This is a genomic window from Bartonella sp. LB28NMGDW, from assembly GCF_042194435.1.
Lineage (GTDB): Bacteria > Pseudomonadota > Alphaproteobacteria > Rhizobiales > Rhizobiaceae > Bartonella > Bartonella grahamii.
On record NZ_JBHIMX010000060.1, the window covers coordinates 1 to 2,187 of the forward strand.

Annotated in this window: 4 protein-coding genes; 3 read left to right on the forward strand and 1 reads right to left on the reverse strand. The window is 36.1% G+C overall.

The annotated features are described in order from the left end of the window. The coding region (locus tag ACFIKG_RS09005) for a hypothetical protein (RefSeq protein ID WP_375638001.1) at positions 1-257 on the reverse strand (257 nt) is incomplete at its 3' end. A 105-nt stretch (positions 258-362) separates the two neighbouring features. On the opposite strand from ACFIKG_RS09005, the gene ACFIKG_RS09010 reads away from it, so the two are divergent. The 3 genes from ACFIKG_RS09010 (at position 363) to ACFIKG_RS09020 (ending at position 2,109) form a co-directional block, all read left to right on the forward strand. Then, positions 363-695, forward strand: coding sequence for a hypothetical protein (locus tag ACFIKG_RS09010; RefSeq protein ID WP_375626997.1), 333 nt, complete (start codon positions 363-365; stop codon positions 693-695). Positions 696-922: 227 nt separating this feature from the next. Next, on the forward strand, positions 923-1,303 hold the full coding sequence (locus ACFIKG_RS09015) for a hypothetical protein (RefSeq protein ID WP_375652168.1): 381 nt from the start codon (positions 923-925) through the stop codon (positions 1,301-1,303). Positions 1,304-1,371: 68 nt separating this feature from the next. After that, complete coding sequence (locus ACFIKG_RS09020) at positions 1,372-2,109, forward strand: antA/AntB antirepressor family protein (protein WP_375652169.1); 738 nt, start codon at positions 1,372-1,374, stop codon at positions 2,107-2,109. The last annotated feature ends 78 nt before the right edge of the window (positions 2,110-2,187 follow it).

Here is a 2,187-nt window from a genome sequence, read left to right on the forward strand (position 1 = left end):
GGGGGGTGTTGCTCTTGCATTAATCTCTGCAAGCGCTCGGGATAAAAAAAATCTTCTGGACGCAAATCTATCCCATGGTCACGTGCATAGTTCAAAAGCATAATTTGGTATTTAGCTGGAATGATGCCGCCTTTACCCTCTCGCTTTTCAAAGGGGTAAGTCCATTTATAAACAGCAGACACATGGCATTGAGAAATCAACGACACACGTTTTGCACCACCTAAATATTTTATAATCATAACTGCTGGAGTAATCATGTAATCCAAAATTTCTGTCATATATTTACGTATTACGCAAATATAAGCAAAATTTTCGTAATACGCAATATTGATTATTTAATAATTTTAAGAGAGAAAAATAAAATGGATTTTCAAAAGCTAATAAAAATGTGGATTAATGAAAAATTAAATGAAATGGGGCATGGAAGCCGTAAGGCTTTAGGGCAACATTTAGGATTGAGTCCATCATCTATTACGCGCTTATTATCGATTGATGACTCTGACTCTAAAGCCTACCGTGATATCACCGCAGAAGAGCTAGTGAAGCTACACAGTTTCTTTAAGGAGTATCCTCCGTATCCGGCTTTAAGCAAGATAGATCAAGATTTTTATGATCTATATTCGTCTTGCAATGAAGAAGAACGGAGGGCAGTTTTAGCGTTTCTTCATACTTTAATCGAATCAAAAAAGCGATAACTGCTGTTTTTTCTTCATTTGACAATTGTAAAAATTTTCTTTTGGCAGTCTTATAACCTTTCATAAAATCTCCAAATATCTATAAAAACACACTAATCTTTAGATGAATACTCATAAAATAATTTTCGTTATACGGTATTTTTATATTGACATTACCGTAAAGCGAAAATATATTCACTCCATATCTTAGAAAATAACTTTTGCCAATAGGCAGTATGGAGGCATTTGTGAAGAAACCAGTGTTTATAAATTCTGATGAAATTCTCTTAGTGATGTGCGAAAATGAAGAGCAAAATCTCGCTAAATCTGGTCCTTTCTTAGAAGAAAGTGACATGATCAAATTTATCGACCAAGCCGATAATGCTGTCCAAATTTTGCGTATTGAACCAACGACTAATCGTTGCGAAGATATCTCTGAAGATATTGCCGAATTCTATCTTAAAGAATGTGAAGAGCAGTGTTTCAACGGAAACATTCCTCACGATTTTATTCTACACAGCACAGCATACGGTTTTTTTTTAGATGATATAAAACAGCGCGAATATGATGATGCAATGTATGGTTCTTACGAAAAACAACACCGTTTGCGTCCTTGTGATGTGCTTTAAATTCTGAAGGGCGCATTTAAAAGCGCCCCCCTCTTTCCTCTTATTAAATTATCGGATGGAGTAAAATTATGAATAATCCTATCACTATCGCAAATAACACGGTTAATGGAGAAAACGTTCAAACAGTTAATGCTCGTGACTTACATACCTTTTTAGAAAGTAAACAAGATTTTTCTACTTGGATAAAAAAACGTATTATGACCTATGCTTTCCTTGATGGAAGGGACTTTATTCGCTTCCACAAAAAAATGGAAGCGAACAATGCCATAGCAGTAGAATACTATCTTACCTTAGACATGGCGAAAGAGCTTGCCATGGTCGAGCGTAATAAAAAAGGAAAGCAAGCAAGAGAATACTTTATCGAATGCGAGCGGCGTGCAAAGCAAGTTCTTACACCACAAATCGATTACTCAAGTCCACAAGTAATGTTAGGTGTATTAACTCATCTAAAAAATGAAAATGAGCGTAAAGACATCATCATTGAAGATTTAAAACCAAAAGCCATGGCTCTTGAAAGCTTACAACGCTCTGATGGGCTCTTCGGTCTTACTGAAGCCGCTAAAGTGCTCGAAATGCAACCAAAACAATTCATTCTCTTCCTACAGAAAAAAGGATGGGTGTATCGACGCACTTTCGGGGATCGCTTATTGCCTTATCAGGATAAAATCCAAAAAGGACTAATGGATTGTCCCACCATTACACTTCAAACCGCAAGTGGAATAGAAAAAGTCATTCCTTGCGCAAAAATCACAGCAAAAGGAATTGGTATGTTGTCTCAAGAGATTAAAAAACAAAACATGCATTAAGGGCAATAAACCATGGAAAAAAAATACGAATTTACTGATGAAACAATCGAAGTTGGGGGCAAAACTCTCCACCGCATT